Origin of the sequence: Rhodovulum visakhapatnamense, from assembly GCF_004365965.1 — a bacterium.
GTDB lineage: Bacteria > Pseudomonadota > Alphaproteobacteria > Rhodobacterales > Rhodobacteraceae > Rhodovulum > Rhodovulum visakhapatnamense.
In genome coordinates this window covers 279,730-303,472 of the sequence record NZ_SOEB01000002.1, presented here as the reverse complement: position 1 = coordinate 303,472, position 23,743 = coordinate 279,730, and the positions used below count along the sequence as shown (strand labels likewise).

The window sequence follows — 23,743 nt, the reverse complement described above, 5'->3', positions numbered from 1 at the left end:
TGCTTTTCAGGAGTCTATTTGGTTTATCCGCGGCCGGTGTGCCGGGGGTGGCAGGGACGGGGGCACGGGAGTGCGACGTCTGCCGTCTGGGAAAGAAGGATGGCGTCATTTTTCGGCCGCTTCGCAGCGGAGATCCGTGGTCTTCACATAAAGCGTGTCATCGCGCCCGCCTTCGATGCGGGGTGGTATCTGTCGCATTACACCGATGTCGCCCAGGCCGGTGTGGACCCGCTGACCCATTACATTCGCTATGGGGCGCAAGAGGGCCGAAACCCGCGATCCGACTTCGATGGCGTGAGCTATCTCGAGATCAATCCGGATGTCCGCGCCGCCGGAATGAACCCGTTCTATCACTGGATCCGTTTCGGCCGCGCCGAAGGCCGGATCTGCGGTTCGGTGCGCGATGCCGCCGCGGACGGGGCGGGCACTGGCGCCGTCACGCCGCCGGTGATGGATTTTTCGGGGATCTTCACGCCTCTGGATCGCCTTCCCGCGCCGGTCCTGGAGCGGCTCGACCTTGCGGCTTTGCCAGACACAGTTCTTGGGCGCGGTTTTCCCTATGGCTTGCGGGCCGGGCCGGTCGACTTTCCGATCGTTCTGTTCCGGGATGACGGGGGAGCGGTTCCGGTCGAGCGTGTCGAGCAGGCGCTGGCCATGACCTCTGGCAAGGTGCATGTTCTGGGCCCGGACGGCTGCGGCCGTGCGCGGCGGTCTGCCCCGGCCAACGATCGGGTGCGGGTCTGGCCTGCGGAAGGCGAAACCGCTCTGGACGATCTCAGGGCCTTGCTCAAGGGGCTCGACGCCGAACTGGCGGGGTTCTGGGAGGTCTCGCTGTCTCCGGCGCTGTCGGCCTGGACGTTTCTCGAGGCGGCGATGGTCCGCGATCCCGGTCTGGCCCATGTCGGCGCTTCGCTCGCGCGGCCCGACGGACGGCTCTGGCGGTCGGGCTGGCGCCACCGCGCGGGCGAGACGACCCTGGCCGAGATCGGCCGCGACCTCCATTTTCTCGATCCCTTCCAGTTCCGCCTGAAGCCGTCGGTCGCCCTGGACCCGGTCTTCGGTCTGGCGCGCGTCGCGCCCCTGCGCGCGGCTGCGGCCGCGTCCCGGGCCCGACCGACCGGTGCGCCGGATCTGGTCGCGGCGCTGGCCGGGCTCGTGCCGCTTCTGGCCGGCGACGGCCAGCCGGTCTTTGCCACGCAGGGGTGCGCGGTGGTCCTGTCGGAGAGCGAGCCCGCCCAGCCGCCGCAGGCTGCCGCCCCCGAGGATGCGGGCCTTCCCGCCCATCCGGGCCCGGTCGAGGCCGTGGTCTTCGTCGACAGCGTGCCGCCGATGCCCGATCAGGATGCAGGCTCGGTCACCGCGTCGAATTTCATCGATATCTTTCTTGAACGGGGCGCCGAGGTTCTGTTCTACAGCACCACCCGGCGCGCCTGGACCGACCCCTATGCCCTGGCGCTGGCCGCGCGGGGCGTGGTGTGCCTGACCGATCCCGTGGTGCAGGGCTACGACAGTGCCTGCGACCGGATCGCCGCGGCCGGATACGACCGGCTGACCTTCCTGCTGACACGGGTCTATGCCGGGGGCGCCTTTGTCGAGCGCACCCGCGCGCTGTTTCCCCGGGCCCGGCTGGTCTTCAACACCGTCGATCTGCACGGCCTGCGCGAACTGCGCGAGGCGCAGAGAGCGGGCAGCGCCGCACGCGAGGTTTCGGCGCATGCGACCTTCGCCCGCGAACGCGACATCATCCAGCGCTGCGACTCGACGATCCTGCTCTCCGAGGCCGAGATTGCGGTGCTGTCGCCGACGCTCGGCCATGCCGACCTGCGCCTGATTCCGATGGTCAACGAGTTCCGCCCGCCGCGCGCGGGTTTTGCGGAACGTACCGGACTGATGTTCGTGGGCGGCTTCGGCCACACCCCCAATATCGACGCGGTCGACTACATCATCGACGAGCTCTGGGCGCCGATCCGGGCGCGGGCGCCGGACATGGTGCTGAAGATCGTCGGACCGCACTTTCCCGACCGGTTGCGGGCGCGGCTGCCCGAAGGGGTCGAGGCGCTGGGCTTCGTGCCCGATCTGGGCGCCGCGCTGGAAGAGGTGCGGCTGACCGTGGCGCCCTTGCGCTATGGCGCGGGGATCAAGGGCAAGATCGGCACCAGCCTCGCCCATGGCGTGCCCTGCGTCGCGACCCCGCTCGCCGCCGAGGGCATGGGGCTTGTGGACGGCCGCGACCTGCTGGTCGCCGACGGCCCCGAGGCCTTTGCCGACGCGGTTCTGAGACTGCATGACGACGAGGTGCTCTGGACCCGGATGAGCCGCGCAGGGTACGAGTTCTGCGAGGCCCGCTATTCCCGGCGGGCGGTTGCCGCCCGGCTGAACGCGCTCCTCGACGGGGTGCCGGCATGAAACACGAGACCGCTCCCGCCTCGCATCTGCGTGCCGTCGGGGGCAAGGCGACCGCACTGCGCTTCTTCACCATCTGCGCCCGGAACTTCCTGCCAAGCGCCCGGCTTCTTTGCGAAAGCCTGCGCCAGGCCCATCCCGACGCGGTCTTCACCGTTTATCTCTGCGACCGGGACATGGGGTACGATCCGGTGCCGCTCGGGATGCGCATCGAACCGCTCGAGGCGCTCGGCATCCCCGCGCTCGAGCGGATGATCCGCAGCTACAACATCACCGAGCTGTGCACCGCGATCAAACCCTACTGCTTCCTGCGGGAATTCGCGCAGGCGCAGGGCGACGATCCGACGCCGCATGTGATCTATCTCGATCCCGATATCGAGGTGTTCAGCCCGCTGACCGAGGTCGCCGAGGCACTGGATGCGGGCGCCCAGGCGGTGCTGACCCCGCATGTCCTGCATCCGGCAGAACGCGCGGAATTCGAGGACGACCATTTCCTGCGCTTCGGCGCCTACAATCTGGGCTTCATCGCGCTTCGCAACACGCCGGAAGTGGCCGAGGTCATGCGCTGGTGGGGGCGGCGTCTGGTCGATCAGTGCATCATCGACCTGCCGCGCGGGATCTTCGTCGACCAGAAATGGATGGACCTGCTGCCCGCGTTTCTGGACGATGTGCATGTGCTCCGGCATCCGGGCTACAATATCGCCTACTGGAACCTCCACGAACGGCGCATCCACGGTCCCGAAGGCGCGCTGCAATGCAACGGCCAGCCGCTGCGCTTCGTCCACTACAGCGGCATCATCCTCGAGGATACCGACCAGCTGTCGCGACATAGCAGGGTGTTCCACGTGTCGAACTCGTTCGGCTACGGACCGCTGGTGCAGCGTTATCGCGCGCGTCTGACCGCCCCCGGGAACCGGCGGCTTCGAAACCTGCCCTATGCCTTTTTCTGGAACGGCGCGCGGGGCAAGAACGCGCACAGCCCGGGCGCCGAGGCCGACACCGCCTGGAGCCGGCCCGAAACCTTCCTGTTGGCCCGGCAGGCCTTCACCATGGAGCAGTATCTCGGCTTCCTGACAGCCGAGGCGAGCGAGATCGAGAACCGGCGCGCGACCGAGGCCGCGCTTGTGCCGAGGGGCGAGGAGGGTCGCAACGGGTTCCATTTCAGCGCCTATTGCGCCGTCTGCGGCGGTCGCCATTCGATGGTGACCAGTTTCCTCTACAGCGGCGAGACCTATCCCGACGGCACCCCGGTTCCGAACTGGCGCGAGCATGTCGCCTGTGCGTCCTGCGGCCTGCCGAACCGGGTGCGCGCGTCGATGCACCTGTTCCTGCAGGAATTCGAGCCAAGGTCCGACAGCCGGATCTATATCACCGAGCAGAAGACACGGCTGTTCGGCTGGCTTTCGGGCCGCTTCCCGAACCTGACCGGATCGGAATATTTCGGCAACCGCGTGCCGAAGGGCGGCCTGTTCGAGGGGGTCCGCAACGAGAATTTCGAAGACCTGAGCTTCCAGTCGGAGAGCTTCGAATTCCTGCTCAGCTTCGACGTGCTTGAACACGTCCCCCATCCCGAGCGGGCCTTCGCCGAGGCCTTCCGGGTGCTCGAACCGGGCGGCCGTCTGATGTTCAGCGTGCCCGCCCATCTCGACCGCTACCCCAGCACGATCCGCGCCGAGCTCGCGCCCGATGGCCGGATCATCCATAACCTGCCCGCCGAATACCATGGCAACCCGGTCGATCCGGAAGGCGGGGCGTTGTGCTTCCGCTATTTCGGTTGGGACCTCATGGACATGCTGCGCGAGGCCGGGTTCCCGCGGCCCTTCCTGTTCCATTACTGGTCGCGCGAGTTCGGCTATTTCGGGCCCGGCCAGGCCCTCTTCGTGGCCGAAAAGCCCAGATGAGCGGGGCGGAGGGCAAGCGGGTCTGTGCCGTGACCGGCCCCGGCGGGTTCGTCGGCGGCTATCTCATGCCGGTTCTGGCGGCGCGGGGCTGGCAGACCCTGCCGATGGGCCGCGCCGCCGCCGATTTCTCGGACCCCGAGGCGCTGGCCGGTTGGCTTGCCCGTCACGGGGTCACCGACATCGTGCATCTGGCCGCGGAATCGAACCCCGCGGGCGGCGACACCCGCGCCTTCTACGAAACCAACGCTTTCCTGACCGAACGGCTGCTGCAAGCCGCCGCGACGGCCGGTCTGCCGGGGCGGTTCCTGCTGGTCAGCGCCACCAGCGTCTATGGCGACAGCGGCGCCGCGCCCCAGCGCGAGGACGACCCGAAACAGCCGCCCAACCATTACGGGGCCTCGAAGCTTCTGGCCGAGGTGATCGCGGGCTGGTATCGCGACCGGCTCGACATCACGATCGCGCGGCCCTCGAACTGCATGGGGGCGGGGCAGAACCCGCGCTATCTGGTGCCGAAACTGGTCCGGGCCTTTGCCGAACGCGCCCCCGAGATCGCCATGGGTGACACCGCCATTGCCCGCGATTTCGTCGATATCCGCGATGCCGCCGACATCCTCGCCCATGTGCTGGAGGCGCCTGCCCGGAGCCTTGAGGCCATCAATGTCTCCAGCGGCCGCGCCACGCCCATTGCCGAGATCCTCGACACCCTGACCCGCATCAGCGGCCACGCCCCCGAGATCCGTCGCGACGAACGGTTCATCCGCAAGGGCGACATGCGGTTTCAGGCCTGCGACACCGCCCGCGCCAGAAGTCTCGGCCATGTGCCGCGGCACGATCTGGCCAACACGCTGGGCTGGATGCTCGACGCCGCTACTCGTTCCGTTCCCGAACCAGTCGAAAGAAGGTTGCCCTGAATGCCCAAACGCGCCCTGATCACCGGGATCACCGGGATGGTCGGCTCTCACCTGACCGATTTCCTGCTGGACCGGACCGACTGGGACATCGTCGGCATGGCCCGCTGGCGCAGCCCGATGGACAACATCGCCCACCTGACCGACCGCATCAACCAGCGCAACCGGCTGCGGCTGGTGCATGGCGACCTGCGCGATTCCCTGTCGCTGCTGCACGCGGTCGAGGAGGCCCGGCCCGATTACGTCTTTCACCTCGCCGCGCAATCCTATCCCAAGACCTCGTTCGAGGCGCCGCTGGAAACCTACGACACCAATGTCGAGGGCACCTCGCGCCTGCTCGAGGCGATCAAGCGCACGGTGCCCGAGGCGGTCGTTCATGTCTGCGCCTCCTCCGAGGTCTTCGGCCGGGTCCCGCGCGACAAGCTGCCCATCGACGAGGAATGCACCTTCCACCCGGCCTCGCCCTACGCGATTTCGAAGGTGGGCACCGATCTCATCGGCCGGTTCTACGGCGAGGCCTATGGCATGAAGGTCATGACCACGCGGATGTTCACTCATACCGGCCCGCGCCGGGGCGACGTCTTCGCGGAATCCTCCTTCGCCAAGCAGATCGCACTGATCGAGGCCAATGCCATTCCGCCGGTGATCCGGGTCGGCAATCTCGACAGCCTGCGCACCTTCGCCGATGTGCGCGACGCGGTGCGGGCCTATTACATGCTGGTGACGGTGAACCCCCAGCCCGCCGCCTATTACAATATCGGGGGCGAGCATACCTGCACCATCCGCGAGATGCTGGACCATCTGATCGGTCTCTCTCCGGCGCGCGACAGCATCCGGGTCGAGACCGACCCCGACCGCCTGCGCCCCATCGATGCCGATCTGCAGGTGCCGGACACGTCGAAGTTCCGGGCCCATACCGGCTGGGCGCCCGAAATCCCGTTCGAGACGACGATGCGCGATCTTCTGGACTACTGGCGCGGCCGCGTCGCCGACGGCGCGGTCCGGCTGGTGCGTTAATTAGAGAGTAGGAGCGTACTTAGATGAATTCCGCATTGATATGCCCCGGGCCTGGGAAGTCCGGAACAACGCTGCTGCATTTCATGTTTTCGAACATAAAGGGGTGCTACGGCCCTCGCTACGGAAAAGAGTACTCTTTCTTCGCAGAGGATCGCGATGAGCCCTATGAAAGCATTTTCGCCGTTAACGGAGACGCGGCCGACGTTCTGAGATTCGAGTTCAGTCCGTATTATACGACATTTTCGGGTCGTTCTCAGCAAAAAAAAGTTGTGGAAAGAATCAGGAATAGCGTCGATAATCCATTTATAATATTTGCCATTCGGGAGCCCGTGGCTCGCAGCATGTCGGCCTACCGCCATTTCCTTCAGTCTTATTCAAGATTTGGTCGGGGCAGACATTCAGCGGAGAAGCGTTGTCTGTCCGATCCTTATCGCCAGACTTTCGATCAGGCTGTCCGATCCGATCAGCTGGTTGGGTGCATGTTGTCGGACATTGTTGGTATTTACGTCGATAGTTTCGGGAAGGATAATGTCATGTTCTTCTTCCTCGAGGAGGCCGTGGCATCGTTCGATCTTTTTTACGATTTCGTTCTTGACCGGACTGGCTTTCGCGTGCCGAATTCCCGCTGCGGCGAAAAAATCCCGAAAGTGCTGGAGGGCAGGGGACTGCCAAGATACTACTACTCGGAGGATAGCGATATTTGCATTCGAGGCAAGGACGGGCGCGAGGCGTATCTTCCGGCTGGTCACTTCTATATCTGCAATGATGTCGGGCATGAGATTGTGAAGGACATGGACCCCGAAGCTGCCGCCGCCTGTATCCAGGCTCAAGAGCTTTGGACCCGCGAATTCAGTGCCGGGTACCAGTCCGATCTTTTCGACGACGTGTTCCGTCAGGATTTTAAAAAGCTGTCGGAATACTGGGTGCCGGGAAGCTATGCCGGATCGATCCCCGATTATTTCAACTGGACCTACAAGGAGAAGGTGGTTCCTTATGCCGATCCGGATATCGACCTGCTGAGAAATTTATCGCTTCCAGCCGTGTAAGAAAAAATGACCCGACGCGCGATCCTGCATATCGGTCGGCACAAGACCGGGACCACCGGGCTCCAGCTTTTCCTTCAAAGCGGAGGGACGGAGCTGGAAAAGGCCGGGTTCTACTATGCTCTGCTAGAGCAAGACATGCAGACAATACTGTCAGAATTCTCTGCATTCGAACGGGTCATCAGCCATCCGCTCATAGCAGCTTTGGCTCGGGGGCACCTTGATGCCGTCAGGTTGCCGGTATGACGCGCGCGGGGCAACCTTGGTCGGTCCCACTTCGGTCCGGCCGCAACAGGACCGACCCGATACCGGTTATCCTGGCCCATTACCACCTTTACAAGAATGCGGGCAGCAGTGTCGACCGGGCGATCTGCGAGGCAGTCGGTGCCGGCAACTTCATCGAACTGGACAAGGACCGTCGGTTTCGCAGGGCGCCTGCCTTCAACACCGCGCTGATCAGGCAGATCCTGCGCGCCCATCCCGGCATGCGCGGCTTTTCCTGCCACACCTTCGTCGCGACGGCGCACCGGGTGGACGACTTCACCGCTCTGCCTATCGTCTTCCTGCGCCACCCGCTGCTGCGGTTGGCCTCGATCTACCGGTTCGAACCGACATCGAAAGCGCACCGGGACACGCCAATGGGTCGGCTGGCCGCAAGTTTGCCCTTTCCCGAATGGCTCGATGCTTTCCTAAAGTCGCATAACGGCAAGAACTATCAGACCTGCGTGCTGTCGATGATGGAGGACGGTTCCCACAGCCCCTTCACCAACGGCCATCCCCGCCATATCGGCGACATCCGCGTCGCGGCGGAACGGCTGGACGAGGTGAACAGCCTGACCGGGGTCGGCATCGTCGAGCAGTTCGACCGCTCCGCCCGCCGGATCGAGGCCGCCGTCGGCCGCCACTTCCCCGGCTTCCGCCTGTCCGGCGCGGCGGCCAACCAGACCAAGCAGGTAGACAGCTGGCAGGACGAGCTGGCCGCGCTGGAACGCTCGCTTCCGGCCGATCTGCTGGCGCGCGCCGTGATGGCGAACGCGTCGGATTACGCACTTTACGACCGTTACCGTTGATTTTCCCCGTGCCGCCCCCGGCGCATCTTGGAGCATTGGACGACATGACAGACCTGGACGACACCCTTGCCGACGAGATCGCCGAACGGTTGAAGACCGATGTTCTCTATATCGAGACGGACCGCTCGGTCGAAGAGACCGAGTCCTTCTGCACGCTGCATGCGCCCTGGCGGTCGGTCTATCGCTTCTCGAACGGGGTCACGACCGAAAGCTTCGAGCGCTCCGAGCATGTGCCCAATGCGCGCTGCCTGGCCAAGCTGCGCCGGTTTCACGCCAAGATCGACCTGTCCCGGCTGGCCGGCAAGCGGGTGCTCGATCTGGGGTTCAACGAGGGCTACAACTCCATCTTCCTGTCGAAATACCTGGGCTGCAAGGTCGACGGGATCGAGTTCTACGATGCGGCGGTCAAGCGGACGTCGGCCATCGCCGAATTCTGCGGCGCGCCCTGCACGTTCTGGACCGCCGATGCCAATACCTTCTCGGCGCCAGCCACCTATGACGTGATCCTGCATTGCGGCCTGCTTTATCACCTGCCCGATGTCTGGAGTTCGGTGCGCAACACCTGCCTGTCGCTGAAACCCGGCGGCGAGGTGCTGCTGGAGACGACGACCTACGAGGGCGCCGACAAGTTCGACTGCAAGTTCATGAACTGGCACGCCAAGGGGTACAACAACTTCTGGGCGCTGAGCCCCGAGACGATCCGCTACATGTTCGCCGAGTTCGGCTGCACCGAGGGTCAGGAGGTCGACAGTTTCGAGGTCGGCGCGCTTGCAGGCACCGGCATGAAGCGCACCATGATGTGGTTCCGGAAAGCGCGATGATCCGGCGTCTGATCCTTCATATCGGTCGGCACAAGACCGGGACCTCGGCGGTCCAGCGCTATCTGGCGGCGCATCGCGCCTCTTACGCCGCGGCCGGGATCGTGATGCCCGATTTCGGCGGATATGACGACCCCGAGGCCGAGCCCGCCGACCGCGCGGCGCATCACCGGATCGCGCTCGATTGCGGATCGGGGCCCGCCGCCCCGCCCGAAACGCGGGCGGACTGGCGCGCCCGGCTCGCCGAGGCGGCCGAGGGCGGGCATACGCTGGTCCTGTCCAGCGAGGCGTTCCAGAACTGTTCCGATTTCGGGGCGCTTCGCGCGCTTTGCCGCGACCATTATGTCGAGGTCGTCTGCTACCTGCGCGAATATCTCGACTATGCGCTCAGCGCCTATGCGCAGGAGGTCAAGAAGGTCGGGCTTTATTCGGGCTTCTTCGAGTTCGAGCGCGGGTTCAATCCGCAACTGGCGCGGTTCGTCACCCGCTGGGAGGAATTCGCCAATCGGTGCCACTGGCGGCTTTACGACCGGACCCGGCTGGCCGAGGGCGATGTGGTGCAGGATTTCCTGAAGGCGGCCGATCTGCCCGATTTTGGCGGCGACCGGTTTCAAGGCGAAAACCCCCGGCTCGGCGGCAGCCTGCTGGGGTTCAAACTGATGGCGAACGGGGCGGGCCTGCATTCGCTGCCGCTGGCGCGCGCGCTGGACCCGCTGGCCGCAAGCCGCCCCGCCTTCCGGGCGCCCTGGCGCCTGGGTCCCGAGCGGCAGGCGGATCTGCGCGCCCGGCGCGACTATAACGCGACGCTTGAGGCGCTGGTGGGCGAGGTCGGGCTGGCCGACCTCTCGGCCGGGGCGCTGCCGTTCGAAAGCCCCGGCTTCGCAACCGATCTGGGCCAGATCCTCGGCGCGCTCGACAGCCTGCCGCGCGTGCGCGCGCATCCGATCTTCGCCGCCTTCCAGGAGCAGGCCTCATGCCCGACCGGCGCCTGACGACCCGGGCGCGCGCGCCGCTGCGCCTCGGCCTTGCCGGGGGCGGCACCGATCTGTCGCCCTATTGCGACCTTTACGGCGGCGCGGTGCTGAACGTGACGATCAACCGTTTCGCCTTTGCCTCGATCGAGGCCCGCGACGACGGCCGCATCGTCTTTGCGGCCAATGATCTGGACCGGACCGAAAGCTTCGGGATCGACGACGATCTGTCGGGCGCGGCGCTGGCGCTGCACCGGGGCGTCTATGACCGCATGGTGGCCGACTTCAACAGGGGCGTGCGCTTCGGCGCCACCATCCAGACCAATGTCGAGGCGCCGGCGGGGTCGGGGCTGGGGTCCTCCTCGGCGCTTGTGGTGGCGCTGGTCGATGCCTTCCGCGCGCATCTGGGCGCGCCGCTCGGTCCCTATGACGTGGCGCATCTGGCCTACGAGATCGAGCGCCTCGATCTGGGCCTCGCGGGCGGCAAGCAGGACCAGTACGCGGCGGCCTTCGGCGGCGTGAACTTCATCGAATTCCTCGCGGGCGACCGGGTGATCGTGAACCCTCTGCGCATCCCGCGCGACATCCTGAACGAGCTGGAATGCCGTCTGGTGACATGCTTTTCCGGCGTCTCGCGCCATTCCGCCGAGATCATCGAGCGGCAGACCGCCAGCGTGCGCGGGTCGGACCGGGTTGCGGTCGAGGCGATGCACAGCCTGAAATCCGACAGCATCGAGATGAAGCGCGCGCTGATGACCGGCGATTTCGACGGGCTCGCGGCGATCCTGCACCATTCCTGGGCGGCCAAGAAGGCCACCGCCGCGACTGTCAGCTCGCCCCATATCGAAGAGATGTTCGCCCATGCGCTGGCCCATGGCGCCGAGGCGGGCAAGGTGTCGGGCGCGGGCGGCGGCGGGTTCATGTTCTTCCTCGTCGATCCGCCCCGCCGGTGCGCGCTGATCGAGGCGCTGCGCGGGATCGGCGGCGATGCCGACCCGGTCGTCTTCGCCGAGTCCGGGTGCCAGAGCTGGCGGCTGCCATGTCCGCGCTGACGCTCTCCGGGCCGGAGGCGGCCACCGCCCGGGCAAAAGCCCTGTTGCCGCGTCAGGCGGTGATCCTCTGCGGCGGGCTGGGCACCCGGCTGGGGCCTCTGACCGCGACCTGTCCCAAGCCGCTGCTGCCGGTGGGGGGCGTGCCGTTTCTGGCGGTGCTGATCGGCGAACTGGCGCGGCAGGGGGTCGAGCGGGTGCTGCTGCTGGCGGCGTTCGAAGCCGGGCGGGTCGAGGATTTTACCCGCGACCTGCCCGCCACGCTGCCCCGCCCGGTCGAAATCGAGGTGGCGCGCGAGGCCCGGCCCGCCGGCACCTCGGGCGCGCTCTGGCAGGCGCGCGACCGGCTGGAGGACCGGTTCCTGCTGCTGAACGGGGATAGCTGGTTCGACATCCTGCTGGCGGATGTGGCCGCCGCGCAGAGCGCGCGGCCGGGTGTCCTGGGGGCGCTGGCGCTGCGCCGGGTGGCGGATGGCGGCCGCTTCGGCACGGTCCGGGTGGCGGACGGGATGCTGACGGCGTTCGCGGCGCGCGGCGCGGAAACCGGCCCGGCGCTGATCAATGGCGGCGTCTATTGCCTGTCGCGCGGGATCGTTTCCCACCTGGTCGAGGACGGTTCGCTGGAGGCAGAGGTGCTGCCGCGCCTGGCGGCCGAGGGGCGGCTCGCGGCGGTCGAGCGGACGGGCTTTTTCCTCGATATCGGCGTGCCCGGGGATCTTGCGGCAGCGCAGACCCTCGTTCCGGCGCAACGGCGGCGCCCGGCCATCGTCTTCGACCGCGACGGGGTGCTCAATATCGATCACGGCCATGTCGGCCATCCCGACCGGCTGGACTGGACCGAGGGCGCCATCGCCGCCGTGCGGCGGGTGAACGCGGCGGGCTGGTACGCCTTTGTCGCCACCAATCAGGCGGGCATCGCCAAGGGGTATTACACCGAGGCCGATTATCTGGCGCTTCGGGCGCATATGGCGCGCGATCTGGCCGCTGCCGGGGCCCATATCGACGACGAACGCTATTGTCCCACCCACCCGCAGGCGGTGCATCCCGAACTGCGCCAAGTGTCGGACCGGCGCAAGCCCGGCCCGGGCATGCTGCTGGAACTGAAGCACCGCTGGCCGGTCGACTGGGCGCAAAGCGTGATGATCGGCGACAAGCCAACCGACATCGAGGCGGCCCGCGCGGCGGGTCTGGAGGCCGTGCTGTTTCAGGGCGGCGATCTCGATGCGCTGGTCGAGAGGCTTCTGCGCGACCGGAAAGGAAAGCCATGACAGATCTTTCCAAGACGACGGCCGCCTTGCGGCTCTGGCTCGAGGCAGAGGTTCTGCCGCTCCAGGCCGGACAGGTGCGGGATGAGGCGGGGTTTTGCGAACGGCTTGCGGCGGACGGCAAACCGGTCGATCTGCCGCGCCGGGCGATGGTGGCCGCGCGCCAGCTTTTCGCCTTTTCGCGCCTGATGGGGGCGGGCCTCGGCGGCTCCCGGCCGCGGCTTCTGGCCAATCACGCCCGCGATGCCCTTCTGGCCGAACATCTGGCCCCCGATGGCGCGGTGCTGCCCATTGCCGGGGGAGGGGCCGCGTTCAGCCTTTACGACGTCGCCTTCTGCCTCTTCGCGCTGGCGGCGGCCCCGGAGGCCGTCTTGCCGCGCGCCCGGGCCGAGGCGCTGGCCGCGCGCATCCTGACCCGGCTCGACGCGCTTTATCGCCACCCCGAGGCGGGGTTCGAGGAGGCCCGGCCGCGTCGGCTGCCGCTGCGCGCGAACCCCCATATGCATCTGCTTGAGGCCTCTCTCGAATGGATCGACTCGGGCCCCTGCGACCCGCGCTTCGAGGCCCTTGCCGACGAGATCGCCGAGCTTTGCCTGGCGCGCTTCGTCGACCCCGGGACCGGCGCGCAGCGCGAGCTTTTCGACGGCGACTGGCGGATCGCGGACGGTCCCGGCAACGCGGTCGAACCGGGCCACCAGTACGAATGGGGCTGGTTGCTCCTGCGCTGGGGCGTGCTTCGCGACCATGCTCTGGCCCAAGCTGCGGGGCGGCGGCTGATCGACCTGGCCGAGGCGCATGGCCTGACCGCCGACGGACTGGCGGCCAGCCTGCTGACGCCCGGCCTCGCCATCGAGGACGCGACCGCCCGGCTCTGGCCGCAGACCGAACGGATCAAGGCCTGGGCGCTTCGGGCACGGCTGGCCCCCCGGCCCGCCGAGGCGGCGCTGGCCGAGGCGACGGCGGTCGAGGCCTGCCTGGGGCTGATGCGCTTTTTCTTGCATCCGCTGCGCGGCAGCTGGTGGGAAAACCTCGGCCCCGGCGGCGCGCCGCGCCCCGAACCGGCCCGCACCAGCAGCCTTTATCACATCGTCGGGGCCTATCACGAACTGTCAACGCTCGAGGCCCGCCAGTTCCTGCCCATCGCCAGGAAGGAGCACCGCGCACCATCCACCGCCTGACCCTGCCACCATCCCCAATGGCTGCACGCCCTTACGCGAACAGGGCGCAAGCGCCCAAACACGCAAGGAGACGACCGACATGGAAGACACGCTTGAAAAATCCGACCTCGAGCGGCTGTTCGATGAGGCCGGCATTGATTTCGACTTCTATACAAAGAAGCAGAACCCCCAGAGCATCGCCTTCATGGCCGAGCTTCTGCCGCTGCTGGAGCGGCTTTATCCCGCCCGCTACCACGTCAAGACGCTGCTCGATGTCGGCGCGCGGACCGGGTCGGGCAGTGCCTTTCTGGCGACCGTGCTGGACCCCGCAAGCTATGCGCGGCTGAAATGCACCGTGACCGCGCTCGATATCGATCCGACGATGGCCAAGATCTCGCACGCCCTGCGTCCCGAGATGGAATACCTCGTCGCCGACATCTTCAAGATCGACGACCGGCAATGGGATATCGTCAGCTGTTCGCACTGCATCGAACATGTGCCCGAACCCAAGCCCTTCCTGCTGCAGCTGCGTCGGCTCGCGCGCGAACATGTGGTGATCTCCACCCCGTTCCTCGAGAACCCCGAGACCCGGATCCCGTCGCATCGGCACACCTTCGACGAAGAGTTCCTCGACGCGGTGGGGGCAGAGAACATCACGATCTACAACGGCTTTCACTGGCCGCATTCCGAGATCGTGACGTTTTCGTTGCCGCCGCTCTGACCCCGGACCGGGTCCGAACCGCGAGGAAGCCCCGCATGCAGGACGACATCTACAGTTTCGGCAATGGCGTCCGGGTCTACCGGCGCCACGTGCTCGACCATCAGGTCGACCGCTACGTCAAGGCGCAGGCGGGCAATCTGCACGAGCCGGTCGAGGAACACTGGTTCCTGACGCTTCTGGGCGAGATCCCGGCCGCCGATCCGCTGGTCTACGATATCGGCTGCGGCATCGGCTATTATACGCTGCTGTTGCTGCACGAACGGCCGGGCGCCGAGGCGGTGGCCTTCGAGCCGCTGCCCGACCATGCCGCCGCGATCCGCGAGAATCGGGCGCTGAACGGCATCGCACCCGACCGGCTGCGGCTGATCGAGGCGGCCGCCCATGTGGCCGAGGGCGACGTCTGCTTCGAGGCGGCCGATTTCTCGTCCCGTGTGGCGGACGAAGGGGGCTTGCGGGTTGCGGCCCGCGACATCGCGGCGCTGATCGCGGCCGAGGCCCGGCCGGTCGATCTGGCCAAGCTCGACGTGCAGGGCGCCGAACTGGCGCTGTTGCGCCGGATCGTCGAGGCCGGGCAGGCCGAGAGGGTGCGGCGCTGGATTGTCGGCACCCATGGCGACGATCTCTTCGCCGAGTGCTGCGCGCTTCTGGGCCAGCACTGGCGGGTGGTCCACAGCGACCCGGCGCCCGCGCATCAGCCCGACGGGCTGATCGTGGCGGTGCGGGACTAAGGGGGGCCCGCGCTCAGGGGTGCGCGGGCTTCTCGATCAGGACATCCTCGATCAGCACCGCGTCGAGCCCGGTCGTCGCCAGCATCCCCAGCGCGTCCTCGACCGAATGCAGGATCGGCTTGCCCATGATGTTGAAGCTGGTGTTCAGCACCACCGGCACGCCGGTCTCGCGCCCGAAGGCCGCGACCAGATCGGCCATCCACGGCGCGCTGTCGGGGCCGACCGTCTGCACCCGCCCGGTGCCGTCGTCATGCACGACGGCGGGCACCCGGTCGCGGACCCCGGCCCGCCAGGGCAGGGTCATCGACATGTAGGGCGAGGGCTGCGGGCGGTCGAACCAGTCGGCCAGATCGGCCTCGGCCAGAACCGGGGCGAAGGGCCGGTAGGGCTCGCGCCCCTTCACCCGGGCATTGATCGCGTCCTTCATGCCGACGGGCCTCGGATCGGCCAGGATGGATCGGTTGCCCAGCGCGCGCGGCCCGAATTCGGCCCGTCCGCGCATCACGCCCAGGATGCGGCCCTGCGCCAGCAATGCGGCCGCCGCCTCGGCGGACCGCCCGGCGACATCGGTCACCGCATGGCCCGATGCGGCGGCGCGGCGGGCGGCCTCCAGCGTCTTTGTGTGCGGCGCCGATCCGAGGAAGGGCGTGCCGCCGCCGAAGGGGATGCGCTCGGCCCCGGTATCGGCCATCCAGGCCAGAAGGGCCGCGCCGATGGCATTGCCGTCATCGGCCGGGCAGGGCGGCACGAAGACGCTGTCGAACCCGGTCCGGCCCGCGATGGTGCCGTTATAGGACGAGTTCAGCGCGCAGCCCCCCGACAGGATCAAGGCCGGACCGTCTTCGGCGATGGCCTCAAGCACCTGATCGGCCAGCAGTGCATAGGCGGCCTGCCCGGCCGCGGCCAGATCGGCCGCGTCGGTCACCGGCGTGGCCGGACCGCGGGCCAGCGGCTCGACCGCGGCGCGGATTGCCGCGATGGCGGCGTCGTCGGCAAAGCGCAGCCGTCCGCGATCGGCCGACAGCAGACCGGCCAGGGTCTCGACCAGCGCCGGATCGGCCCGGCCGCAGGCGGCAAGGCCCATCACCTTCCATTCCTCACCCTCGCGCCAGTCGAAGCCGCACAGCCCGGTGAGCCAGCCATAGAAGGTGCCCAGACTGCCCGGCCCCCAGGACCGCCAGCCGCGGGAAAGCCGCCGGTCGGTCAGCCGGAAATGCGACACCGCACCGACATCGCCCTCGCCGTCGATCACCAGACAGGCGGCGTCCGCGACCGGCGCGAAATGGCAGGCGGCGACGGCATGGCAGAGGTGATGATCGAACCGCATGGGCTCTGGCCGCTCGCGGGCAAAGCCCAGCCGCAGAAGCGAGGCACCCGCGCTTTGCTGCATCTGCGCCTGCAATCCCTGCATCCAGATCGTGTCCGAGGCGGGCAGCAGCGCGTCATGCACCTTGAGCCCCAGATCGGCCTTGACCGAGGCCCAGCTGGTGACGGGCACGATCCGGTCGCCGGGCGCGGCGCCCACGGCCGCCAGCGCCGCCGCCAGATGCGGCACATGGTCGGGCACCACGCCCCAGGCGCGCTTGTCCTGCAAGAAGCGCTCGGTCGCCTCGGCGAAGACCACGCGCCCGGTCTCGTCGACAAGCGCCAGCGCCGGATCGTGGCCCGAGGTCGAGAGGCCCAGATACCAGGTCGTCATCGCGCCCCGAGGCGCTTGGTGATGTCCGAGGCGAAACTGCCGACCGTTTCGTGCGAGAAGATCGTGGCGGGATCGAGCTCGATCCGGAAATGATCCTCGACCTCGCCCGACAGAAGCACCGCGTCGATGGATTGCAGCCCCAGATCGACCAGCACCGAATCCGGGCGGATCGCGGCCGGGTCCTGCTTGGTGAAGCGGGCGATGCCGGCGGTCAGGAAGTCGACGACTTCCGGGGCGGGGGGTGTCAGGGTTCTGGTCACGGTCGGTCCTTTCCTGTGGAGCCCAGCCGGCAGGGCAGCGTTGCCAGTGCCACGGTCTGGGTCATCTCGAAATAGCGATGGCGCTGGGGCTTGAGCGCAAGCCCCGGAAAGCGCGCGAAAAGCGCGGGCAGGGCGGTGCGCAGCATCCGCTTGGACAGGGCCGCGCCGACGCAGCGGTGCAGCCCGTGGCCGAAGGCCAGATTGCCGGTGCCGACGCCCCGGTCGATCGACAGCAGCTGCAGCCGCAGCGTCTCGTGTGGCCGGATCTCGATCCTGCCGATCCGGGCCGGGCCGCGGGCCATGCGATAGATGTATTTGGGCGAGGCGCAGAGCGAGATCAGGCGTTCCAGCTCGGCATCGATCCAGGCCGGATCGGCGGCGCATTTGCGGTCCTCGGGCGGCAGGGTCAGCAGATGGTGCAGGATGTTGCCCAGCGTATGGGCCATGTTGAAACTTGCGCCATACATCACCAGCACCAGCGCCTTGATGTCGGTCTCGTCGGTGTCGGGCAGGTCCTCGTCCATCAGCCGGGTCAAGAGCGGCGTGCCGGGCAGGCCGTCGGTCGCGGGCGGCCGGAGGCCTGCCAGGATCTCGCCGATCACGTCCTGCAACCGGTCGAGTTCGCGGATCGGCAGCCAGGGCTCCAGCACGTCCTGCAGGATCGGCGCAAGCACGTCGAACCTTTCGGGATCGGCCGGGGAAATGCCGAGGACCGGCCCGGCGATGCCGCGAAAGATCGGATCGGCATAATCGGCGATCAGGTCGGGTTCGGCGGCGGCGGCCAGCCGGGCCAGCGCGGCCTGGGTCTCGGCCTCGATCAGCGGTTGCCAGCGCGCCAGCCGGTTGCCGCCGAGGCTGTCGGCCACCGCCCGGCGGATCGCGGCATGGCGCTCGCCCGACATGAAGAACATCGCGTTCCGGGCCACCAGCCGGGCCAGGTCGAGGTCGCGGCCGCTGCGGTCGGCCAGAGCGGTCAGATAGGGCTCCATCCGGGGCGGCGACCAGGTGTCGTCGTCGTTGACGATGGCGCGGGCCTCGTCCAGATCGCGGATCTCGACCATCCGCCCGGTCAGCCGCCGCGACCGCGCGTCGCGCGTCACGGGCAGCGCCACGGGATACTGCACCAGCGGCGTGACGTGGAACCGCACGCCGTCGCGATGCAGCGCAAGCTGCGGGAAGCGCCGCGCCAGCGCCGGGATCGCCCGGCCGAGGAAAAGCTGCGAAAGCGGCGCGCCGGGGCATTTATGCGGCCCTGTGCCGAAGGACAGATGGGCCGAGCCGTCGGGGACCCGGCGGCGCAGTTCGGCATTGGCGGCGACCACGTCCATCACCGCGGCCTCGCCCTTGTGGAACGGACAATCGCCGATCCGGACGTCGTCTTCAGCCATCCTGACCAGGGTCAGGGTCGAGGGGTACAGCGACATCATCCGGTCGAGCGCGGCGTCGGTCCAGCCCGGTTCGGCCGCCGCCCGCCAGTGCTCGGCATCGCCCAGCAGAAGGCCGTAAAGCGCCAGCGCCAGCGACTGGGCGACGGTGTGGCTGCCGACCAGCGCGGACAGCGCGATATAGGGCGCGGCGGCGGGATCGGACAGCCGGTCCTTGCGGCGCTCAAGAAAGGCGGGGAAGCCTTCGAGAGAAGGGTCGACCCCCGGCATTGGATCGGTCGAAAGATAGCCCAGCAATTCGCCCAGCGCGGCGTCTATCCGGCCCAGCGTCCTCAGCGACAGCATCGGCTGGGTTGTGTTGTTGGCCACCCGGATCAGCTCCAGCACCCGCTCGTCGGTGCCGCCCGGGCACCCGGCGAAGGCGCGGACGAAGTCGAGAAACGCCCCCTCGCAATAGTCGCGCATGAGGTCGGGCGCCTCGGCCGCCTCCAGCCGGTCGAGCGCGCGGGCGAAGGCGCGGTGGGCCACCGGCGCCCAGGCGGTCAGGGCAGGGGCTGCGAAGAAGGCGGCGGTGGCGCGGCGCGCGGCCAGATGGGCCTCGCCGGTCTGGAAGGCGAAGGCGTGGCGCGCCATCTCGGCCAGGTGCGGAAAGCGCGGCCCGCCGCGCGCCGCGATCTGGTCCAGATGGGTGGCCAGCTGGCCCACGGTGAAGCGCGGGTCGCGCAACAGGGCGGCGACGTCATCGGGGTCGGTCACGAACCGGTCGGGGCTGTCCCAGGCAGAACTGTTCACGACGGGCATTCTGGCATTTCCTTCACGGATGGGACGGTCTCCGGGGGCCAGGCGCCGTCCCGCCACAGCTCGGCTGCGGCGCGGCGGCGGATCTTGCCGCTGCTGGTGCGTGGCAGCCGTCCGCGCGGCAGGAACAGGATCTCGACCAGATCGAGCCCCCATTCCCCGGTCACGGCTCGCCGGATCGTCCGGCGCAGCGTGTCGGGGTCGGGCGGGGTCTCGCCGAGGCGCAGTTCGGCAAGCAGCACGGCCTGCCCGCCCCGGGCCGGGTCGGGCATGAAGACGGCGGCGGCCATCGGGTTCAGCACGTCAGAACTGCCGCAGGCCAGCCACTCGATTTCCGGCGCTGCGAGGGTGCGGCCGTTGCAGAAGACCACATCCTTGATCCGCCCGGTCACATAAAGCGCATCGTCCGCGATCACGCCCAGATCGCCGGTGCGAAGCCAGCCCGAGGCGTCGGACGGGTCGTCCAGCGCGGCGCCGAAGGTTTCGGCGGTGTCGCCGGGCAGGCCCAGATAGCCCGCGCCCCGGGACGGGCCGCGCAGCCAGATTTCGCCCTCGGCGCCCTCCGGTCGGCGGGTCCGGGCGATGGGGTCGACGATGGCGAGGCCCGCGCCAAGTTCGGGGGTCAGGCGGCAGGGCGCCACGGCCCGCGCGGCCTCTGCACTGGGCGGCGGGCGGTCGGGGCCCGGCAGCCCGGCGGCGAACAGGGTCATCTCGGCCATGCCATAGCAGGCAAAGACCGCCTCGCGCGCCAGCCCGGCGGCCGCGAAATGGGCGTGAAAGGCCGCGGGCAGCCCGGCGGGCACGGGCTCGGCCCCGATGAAGGCGCGGCGCCAGCACCTCAGGTCCAGCCGGGCGGCGTGGTCGGGCGCGATCCGGCGCAGGCAGTCGGCGAAGGCGAAGGCCGGGCCGCCGCTGAAACCGGCGCGCTCGTCCGCGATGGCCTCGAGCCAAAGGGCGGGGCGGCGGATGAAGTCCAGCGGCGACATCTGCGCCGAGAACCCGCCGCAGAGCAGCGGATAAAGAATGCCGCCCATCAGCCCCATGTCGTGATAGTGCGGCAGCCAGTTCACGAACCGGGCGTGCACGTCCACGCCCCAGCACCGGGCGACCAGCACGGCATTGGCCAGGATGTTGTCCGGCGTGACCCGCACCCCGCGCGGCAGCCGGGTCGAGCCCGAGGTATACTGGATCACCGCCACCGGCAGATCCGGCGCGGCGGCTGGCCGCACCGGGTCGGGCAGCCGGGCGGGGTCGAGCGGCAGCGTCGCGACCGGGCAGGGCGGCGTCCCGTCCAGCGCCAGCGCGGCCGCGACGGCCTCGGCATGGGCGGGCAGGCACAGCACGGCGGCGGCCCCGCTGTCGGCGGCGATATGGCGGAAGCGGTCGGAATGGCTGCCGGGGCGCGGCACCGGCACGGGCACCAGGGTCACGCCGGCCAGAAGCCCGCCCAGAAGCGTCACGACGAACTCGGCCCCGGCGGGCAGCGCCAGCACCAGACTGTGCGGTCCCGGTCCCAGCCAGCCGCGCAGCGCCCGGGCGACGGCCCCGGCCTCGGCGGCCAGCCGGTCCCCGGTAAAGACGTCGCGCGCGCCCTGCCGGGACCGGATCACGATCCGTTCGCGCTCGGGCCGGTCGGCGAAGGTCTGCGCCAACGCCCGTGCCAGAGCGGTCGGGGGTGGGTCCGGGACGGCGCGGGTCACGCCACGGTCTCCAGCTGTCGGCCGATCCTCGCCCGGTGCCCGGCCGCGCGGGCGCATTCCGACAGGTGCAGCGTCAGGATCGAGGTCAGGTCATAGCCGATCTCGGGGCGCGCGGCGATCAGGTCGCGCACGCCCTCGATCACCCGGCGCGCGCCCTTGTCCTTCATCATCAGCGGCACCAGTTCGTGCAGCGGATGGCGGCGCGCCGAGGCCGTGGCCCAGGCCGACCGGGTCATGTCCTGGCAGGGGCTGCCAAGCGTATGGGCATAGGTCTCGAACCGCGCCATCGCGGCGTCGGGCGCCAGCAGAGCCGCCTTCAGCCAGTCGCGGCCCTCGGTCAGCTGTTCGCGGGTCATCCGGGCGGGGATCAGGTTGGTCATCCGGGTGCCTGCCGCCAGCCGGTGGGTGTCTTCGTCGACGATCCGGCCCGCGCGTTTCATCTCGGCGTAAAGCGGGGTGGCGTAGGGGGCGACCAGCGCGCTGACATTGAAGCCCACGATGGGCAGGCTCTGGGCGAAGGCGAACTGCCGCTCGAAACAGTCGAGCCCGTCATGGTCGAAGCCGACGATCAGCCCGGCCCGGATCGTCAGGCCCGCCCCGACCACCGTCCGGCAGGCGTCGCCGAGGTCGATCCTGAGGTTCTGCCGCTTGTTGGCCTCGGCCAGCGATTCGGGGTTGCCGGTCTCGATTCCGACGAAGACCTGGCGCAGCCCGGCCCGGTTGCACATCGCGAGAAGGTCCGGATCGCGCGCCGCATCGATCGAGATCTGGGTCGAGAACCGCACCGGGTGGCGCCCTCCGGTGCCGTTCCAGGCGATCAGCGCCTCCAGAAGCGCGCGGGTCCGCTGGCGGTAGACGGTAAAATTGTCGTCGCTCAGCGAGACTTCGCGATAGCCCAGATCGTAAAGCTGCCGCAGCTCGGCCAGCACCCGTTCGGGCGGCTTGTGACGCTGCTTGCGGCCGACATACTGGATCACGTCGCAGAAGGTGCAATCGAACGGGCAGCCGCGCGAGGTCTGCACCACGCCCGAAATCGCCCGGTCATTGGGGTAAAGATCCCAGCGCGGCAGCGGCGTCTCGGCCATGTCGGCCTGGCCGCAGCGATATTCGGGCTGCAATCCGCCCGCCTTCAGATCGGCGGCAAAGCGCGGCGCGGCGGTCTCGAACTCGCCGATCACGATCGCATCGGCCTTGCCGCGGAAAAGCTCGGGCGCCAGCGACACATGCGCCCCGCCCATCACCACCGGTATCCCGCGGCGGCGGAAGGCGGCGGCCAGTTCGAGCCCGCGCGCGACCTGCGAGACATTGATCGACAGCCCCACCAGATCGGCCTCGGCCTCAAGATCGACCTCCTGCACGACCTCGTCGCACAGCCGGATCCGGGCCTCCTGGGGCAGGAGGGCTGCCACCGACACGATCCCGGCGGCGGCCGACAGCGTGTAGGGCGTCTTGACGCCAGCCATGCTGATTTCGGCGGTGGTGTCGGACGCATCGTCCGGAGCGGGGGCGATCAGGTAGATCCGCAAGGCTGGTTCCTTCAGCCCGGCACGTTTTGTGCCCGGTTTTCGAGTGCGATCTTAATGGGGCGCGAAGGCGTTCGTAAACTGCAATTCGCAACGCGCGGTTGCAGGCGCGGCGGCCGATCCGGGCAGATTTCATCGGTCTGTCAGGGGGCGTACACAAAACCGTTTCATTCGGGCGGCAGGAAGGGCGCGTGGTTGCAATGCTGTGCAATCCCGCGTCCGGAGCCCGTGATGAGTGCCATCGACATCCAGAACCTCGGCAAGTCTTTCGGCCGGACCGAGGTCCTGGGCGGGGTATCCCTGGCGGTCGGGGCGGGCGAGTTCGTGGCGATCCTCGGCCCCTCGGGCTGCGGCAAGACGACGTTGCTGCGGCTGCTTGCCGGATTCGAGCGGCCCGATCGCGGCAGCATCCGGATGGGCGGGCGGCTGGTTTCGGGGCCGGGTGTGCATCTGCCGCCCGAAGGCCGGGGCGTCGGCGTGGTGTTCCAGACCTATGCGCTCTGGCCGCATATGAGCGTCGCGGGCAACGTGGCCTATGGGATGAAGGTCGGCGGCATGGGCCGGGCCCCGCGCGAGGCGCGCACCCAAGCGGTGCTGGAAACGGTCGGACTGGGCGAGATGGCCGCGCGGCGGCCCGCCGATCTGTCGGGCGGACAGCGCCAGCGGGTCGCGCTGGCGCGCTGTCTGGCGATGGAGGCCCGCGTCGTGCTGCTCGACGAGCCGCTGGCCAATCTCGACGTGCATCTGCGCGACACGCTGGAAGCCGAGTTCGCCGATTTCCACCGCCGCTCCGGCGCAACCATGGTCTATGTCACCCACGATCAGGCCGAGGCGCTGGCGCTGGCCGACCGCGTCGCGGTGATGGAGGCGGGCCGGATCGTGCAATTCGCCCCGCCCGAGCGGCTGTTTCGCGAACCCGCCTGCGCCATGGTCGCGGGCTTTATCGGCGACGGCCGGGTGGTCGAGGTGACCGACCTTGCGCCCTTGGGCGATGGCCGGGCCGAGGCGCGGCTGCTGGGCGCACCGGTGCGCCTGCGCTGCGCTCCCGGCGAACGGCCCCGGCCGCGCGCCCGGATCGCGCTTCATCCCGGCGATCTTCACCTGACCGGGGGCGAGGGCGTGGCCGCCACCGTCACCCGCGCCACCTTTCGCGGCCATCACCTGCGCGCCGAACTGGCGGCGGGACCCGATGGCGGCGTCTCGCTGTGCCTCAACGTCGCCGCCCCCGCCCGGATCGAGCGGGGCCAGCGCGTGACCGTCGCGCTGACCGACGGCTGGGTGCTTCCCGATCCCTCTCTCCCCTCCCTCCCCGCTCAAGGACTGTAAC

Annotated in this window: 19 protein-coding genes; 14 read left to right on the top strand and 5 right to left on the bottom strand. The window is 68.6% G+C overall.

From position 1 onward, the window contains the following. Nucleotides 1-99: 99 nt before the first annotated feature. From EV657_RS03260 to EV657_RS03200, 13 genes are all read left to right on the top strand, one after another. Complete coding sequence (locus EV657_RS03260; RefSeq protein WP_134077114.1) at nucleotides 100-2,406, top strand: glycosyltransferase; 2,307 nt, start codon at nucleotides 100-102, stop codon at nucleotides 2,404-2,406. Then, a complete protein-coding gene (locus tag EV657_RS03255; protein ID WP_134077113.1) occupies nucleotides 2,403-4,304 on the top strand; it encodes a class I SAM-dependent methyltransferase in 1,902 nt (633 codons plus the stop codon). Before EV657_RS03260 ends, EV657_RS03255 begins: the two co-directional genes overlap by 4 nt. Beyond that, on the top strand, nucleotides 4,301-5,215 hold the full coding sequence (locus tag EV657_RS03250) for an NAD-dependent epimerase/dehydratase family protein (RefSeq protein ID WP_134077112.1): 915 nt from the start codon (nucleotides 4,301-4,303) through the stop codon (nucleotides 5,213-5,215). The genes EV657_RS03255 and EV657_RS03250 overlap by 4 nt, the downstream gene beginning before the upstream one ends. Continuing rightward, the gene (locus tag EV657_RS03245; protein WP_134077111.1) at nucleotides 5,216-6,229 is read left to right on the top strand and encodes a GDP-mannose 4,6-dehydratase; all 1,014 of its coding nucleotides are present in this window, start codon (nucleotides 5,216-5,218) and stop codon (nucleotides 6,227-6,229) included. 533 nt (nucleotides 6,230-6,762) lie between these two features. Then, a complete protein-coding gene (locus EV657_RS03240) occupies nucleotides 6,763-7,275 on the top strand; it encodes a hypothetical protein (RefSeq protein WP_134077110.1) in 513 nt (170 codons plus the stop codon). Nucleotides 7,276-7,514: 239 nt separating this feature from the next. After that, nucleotides 7,515-8,342 (top strand): hypothetical protein, encoded by an 828-nt coding sequence (locus EV657_RS03235; RefSeq protein ID WP_134077109.1) that lies wholly within the window; start codon nucleotides 7,515-7,517, stop codon nucleotides 8,340-8,342. A gap of 44 nt (nucleotides 8,343-8,386) precedes the next feature. Continuing rightward, the gene (locus EV657_RS03230; RefSeq protein WP_113670070.1) at nucleotides 8,387-9,163 is read left to right on the top strand and encodes a class I SAM-dependent methyltransferase; all 777 of its coding nucleotides are present in this window, start codon (nucleotides 8,387-8,389) and stop codon (nucleotides 9,161-9,163) included. Continuing rightward, nucleotides 9,160-10,152 carry a hypothetical protein gene (locus EV657_RS03225; protein ID WP_075784246.1) on the top strand — a complete coding sequence of 331 codons (993 nt, stop codon included), beginning with the start codon at nucleotides 9,160-9,162 and terminating at the stop codon, nucleotides 10,150-10,152. Before EV657_RS03230 ends, EV657_RS03225 begins: the two co-directional genes overlap by 4 nt. Continuing rightward, on the top strand, nucleotides 10,134-11,183 hold the full coding sequence (locus EV657_RS03220; RefSeq protein WP_075784247.1) for a GHMP family kinase ATP-binding protein: 1,050 nt from the start codon (nucleotides 10,134-10,136) through the stop codon (nucleotides 11,181-11,183). Before EV657_RS03225 ends, EV657_RS03220 begins: the two co-directional genes overlap by 19 nt. Then, the gene (locus tag EV657_RS03215) at nucleotides 11,171-12,448 is read left to right on the top strand and encodes an HAD-IIIA family hydrolase (protein ID WP_134077108.1); all 1,278 of its coding nucleotides are present in this window, start codon (nucleotides 11,171-11,173) and stop codon (nucleotides 12,446-12,448) included. The genes EV657_RS03220 and EV657_RS03215 overlap by 13 nt, the downstream gene beginning before the upstream one ends. Continuing rightward, nucleotides 12,445-13,623, top strand: a complete 1,179-nt coding sequence (locus EV657_RS03210; protein ID WP_134077107.1) for an AGE family epimerase/isomerase — start codon at nucleotides 12,445-12,447, stop codon at nucleotides 13,621-13,623. Before EV657_RS03215 ends, EV657_RS03210 begins: the two co-directional genes overlap by 4 nt. A gap of 79 nt (nucleotides 13,624-13,702) precedes the next feature. Then, nucleotides 13,703-14,323, top strand: a complete 621-nt coding sequence (locus tag EV657_RS03205) for a class I SAM-dependent methyltransferase (RefSeq protein WP_113670074.1) — start codon at nucleotides 13,703-13,705, stop codon at nucleotides 14,321-14,323. 35 nt (nucleotides 14,324-14,358) lie between these two features. Continuing rightward, nucleotides 14,359-15,051: an FkbM family methyltransferase gene (locus EV657_RS03200; RefSeq protein ID WP_166673628.1), complete on the top strand. Its 693-nt coding sequence runs from the start codon at nucleotides 14,359-14,361 to the stop codon at nucleotides 15,049-15,051. A 13-nt stretch (nucleotides 15,052-15,064) separates the two neighbouring features. Here EV657_RS03200 and EV657_RS03195 read toward each other — a convergent pair whose 3' ends face one another. From EV657_RS03195 to EV657_RS03180, 5 genes are read right to left on the bottom strand one after another with little or no spacing between them, the layout of a single operon-like run. Continuing rightward, complete coding sequence (locus EV657_RS03195; protein WP_134077105.1) at nucleotides 15,065-16,750, bottom strand: carbamoyltransferase family protein; 1,686 nt, start codon at nucleotides 16,748-16,750, stop codon at nucleotides 15,065-15,067. Next, nucleotides 16,747-17,010, bottom strand: coding sequence for an acyl carrier protein (locus EV657_RS21425; protein ID WP_165828142.1), 264 nt, complete (start codon nucleotides 17,008-17,010; stop codon nucleotides 16,747-16,749). Before EV657_RS21425 ends, EV657_RS03195 begins: the two co-directional genes overlap by 4 nt. Beyond that, nucleotides 17,007-19,196, bottom strand: coding sequence for a cytochrome P450 family protein (locus tag EV657_RS21420; RefSeq protein ID WP_166673627.1), 2,190 nt, complete (start codon nucleotides 19,194-19,196; stop codon nucleotides 17,007-17,009). The genes EV657_RS21425 and EV657_RS21420 overlap by 4 nt, the downstream gene beginning before the upstream one ends. Continuing rightward, entirely contained in the window at nucleotides 19,184-20,893 is a 1,710-nt protein-coding gene (locus EV657_RS03185; RefSeq protein ID WP_165828144.1) for an AMP-binding protein, read from the bottom strand. The genes EV657_RS21420 and EV657_RS03185 overlap by 13 nt, the downstream gene beginning before the upstream one ends. After that, nucleotides 20,890-22,419, bottom strand: coding sequence for a B12-binding domain-containing radical SAM protein (locus EV657_RS03180; protein ID WP_134077104.1), 1,530 nt, complete (start codon nucleotides 22,417-22,419; stop codon nucleotides 20,890-20,892). The genes EV657_RS03185 and EV657_RS03180 overlap by 4 nt, the downstream gene beginning before the upstream one ends. A gap of 228 nt (nucleotides 22,420-22,647) precedes the next feature. On the opposite strand from EV657_RS03180, the gene EV657_RS03175 reads away from it, so the two are divergent. After that, on the top strand, nucleotides 22,648-23,742 hold the full coding sequence (locus EV657_RS03175; protein ID WP_134077103.1) for an ABC transporter ATP-binding protein: 1,095 nt from the start codon (nucleotides 22,648-22,650) through the stop codon (nucleotides 23,740-23,742). The last annotated feature ends 1 nt before the right edge of the window (nucleotide 23,743 follow it).